The sequence below is a fragment of the Acidimicrobiales bacterium genome, assembly GCA_036273495.1.
In the GTDB taxonomy this organism is placed as follows: Bacteria; Actinomycetota; Acidimicrobiia; order Acidimicrobiales; family JAJPHE01; genus DASSEU01.
Genome location: DASUHN010000103.1, coordinates 1 through 2346, shown reverse-complemented (window position 1 = coordinate 2346; position 2346 = coordinate 1). Strand labels below are relative to the sequence as shown.

At 72.7% G+C, this 2346-nt stretch carries 3 protein-coding genes; all 3 read left to right on the top strand.

Annotated features, from left to right (window positions below):
• A partial coding sequence (locus tag VFW24_04255; GenBank protein HEX5265961.1) for a hypothetical protein occupies nt 1–661 on the top strand: 661 nt, incomplete at its 5' end.
• Nucleotides 658–1887 (top strand): Coenzyme F420 hydrogenase/dehydrogenase, beta subunit C-terminal domain, encoded by a 1230-nt coding sequence (locus tag VFW24_04250; GenBank protein HEX5265960.1) that lies wholly within the window; start codon nt 658–660, stop codon nt 1885–1887. The genes VFW24_04255 and VFW24_04250, both read left to right, overlap by 4 nt.
• A gap of 55 nt (nt 1888–1942) precedes the next feature.
• Nucleotides 1943–2254 carry a hypothetical protein gene (locus tag VFW24_04245; GenBank protein ID HEX5265959.1) on the top strand — a complete coding sequence of 104 codons (312 nt, stop codon included), beginning with the start codon at nt 1943–1945 and terminating at the stop codon, nt 2252–2254.
• The last annotated feature ends 92 nt before the right edge of the window (nt 2255–2346 follow it).

Genomic DNA, 2346 nt, shown 5'->3' with positions numbered 1-2346 from the left:
GGCGGGCACCGACCTGACCGAGGCGGCCCGGCTGGCGGCGGAGTACGGGGACGGCACGGTGCGCCTGACCACCGACCAGAACCTGATCCTGTCGGGCATCCCGGACGATCGCGTCCCGGACCTGCTGGCCGAGCCCCTGCTGCAGCGCCACTCCCCGTTCCCGAAGGCCTTCGAGCGGGGCGTGGTGGCGTGCACCGGCAACGAGTTCTGCCGGTTTGCCGTGGTGGAGACCAAGGCCCGGGCGGCGGTGTGGGCGCGGGAGATGGACGAGCGGGTGCCGCTGCCTGACGGTGAGGTGATCCGCATGCACTTCTCCGGCTGCCCGGCGTCGTGCGCCCAACCCCAGATCGGCGACATCGGGTTCCGGGGGGACACCGCCCACGTCGACGACCAGATCGTCGAGGCGGTCGACATCGGCCTCGGCGGCAGCCTCGGCACCGACGCCGCCTTCATCGACTGGGTCGACGGCGCCCGTCCGGTCGACCAGGTGCCCGACGCCCTCGTCGGCCTGCTCGGCCGGTTCCGGGAGGAGCGCCGGAACGGAGAGGCGTTCCACGAGTGGTGCCGGCGCACCCCCAACGAGGAGCTACGGGCCACCCTGACGAAGGTTGCCATCACGGCCACGGCCGGCGGCGGGGTCGGGGCGGGGAGAAAGAGATGAGCAAGACATTCGACATCCGCCGGGAGATGAACGACATCGCCGAGGCGCCGGGCAAGACCTGGTTCTTCGAGCTGGCCGCCGCCGTCATCGACGCCGACCGCTGCATCCAGTGCGGGGCGTGTGTCGCAGCGTGCCCCAGCGACTCCATCGGCATCGGGTCCGAGGGCCTGCCCGCCTTGGTCAAGATGTGCACCGGGTGCTCGCTGTGCTGGGACTTCTGCCCCCGGGGCGGGATGCGCTACGAGTCGCTGTGGCCCGAGGAGGCCTGCCTGGTCGACGAAGGGGGCTGGAAGGTCACGGGCGGCGGCGGGGTCGAGGGTCTCGGCCGGCTGCGGCAGTCCTATACGGCGAGGGTGGCGGACCGCATCCCGGGCGTGCAGGACGGCGGCTTCGTGAGCGCGCTGCTGATCTCGCTCATCGAGGCGGGCCACATCGACGGCGCCCTGGTTGCCCGGCCGAGCAACACCGAGCAGTGGAAGGGTGAGGCGTTCGTCGCCCGCACCGCCGAGGACGTCGTCGAGTCGGCCGGCAGCTTCTACAACCAGACCATGGCTCTGGCCCATCTCGACCTCGCCGGCCGGGGCCTGCCCGACCGGCCCCGGTTGGCGCTGGTCGGCACCCCGTGCGAGATCCAGGGTCTGCGCGCCCTCCAGTCGCGCACCTGGACGTGGGGCCGGTCGCATCCCGAAGCCGTGGTGCTGACCGTGGCCCTCATGTGCACCAAGAGCTTCAACTACGAGGGTCTCATGCTCACCGAGCTGCGCGACCGGCGGGACGTGAACCTCGACGACGTGGCGCGGGTCGACATCATGCACGGCAAGCTGCTCGTCGATGCCCACGACGGCACCCGCCTCGTCGAGGAGCCCATAAAAGACTTTCATGGAGCCGCCCTCAAGGGCTGCGACGAGTGCGCCGACTTCCTCGGCCACGCCGCCGACATCGCGGTGGGAAGCGTGGGCAGCGCCGACGACTACTCGAGCGTGCTCGTGCGCACGGCGGCGGGGGAGGAGGCGTTCGAGGTGGTCCGGCCCCGCCTGGAGCTGCGCGACCTCGACCGGCCCGAGGCTCTGCACAAGCTCAACAACCTCGACAAGAAGATTGCCTTCTCGACGCTGCAGCGGCCGTTCGATCCCGACGGGCCGCTGTTCATCGACTTTGCCGACCACGTCGACAACTACGCCGGATCGGACCGGGAGCCGGCGTGGATCGAGGGCTCCCACGCCTGAGCCCGGCGGAGCCGGCGGCGCCCCGCCCGTTCCCGGGGCCTTTCCGCCGCCGCCCGTGGCCCCCTCCCCGCCGCCCGAGCCGGTGGAGCTGCGCCGGCGGTGGCGCGCCGCCGCCGAGGCCGATCCGGCCGGGGCGCGCCAGGAGATGGCCGACGGGCAGTGGCTGGCCGACGAGCTGTGGGGCTCGTGGCGCCACCAGCTCGAGGTGGCGGGAGCCGACCGGGCGGCCGTGGCCGCGGCGGCAGCGGGACTGGCGCGCGAGCTGTGGCTGTGGCTGGTGGGGGAGCGGCAGTGGCCCGAGGTGGCCGCCCTCCTCTACGGAAGGGTGGCCCGCCACCTTCCCGGCGTCACCTCGACGAACGGGTAGTCCGACACCGCCCCGCTGCCGCGGTCCCAGTACCGGTGGGGGTGGTCGGCGGGGAGCCGGCACAGGACGTGGATGCTGACGCCCGGGCCCGG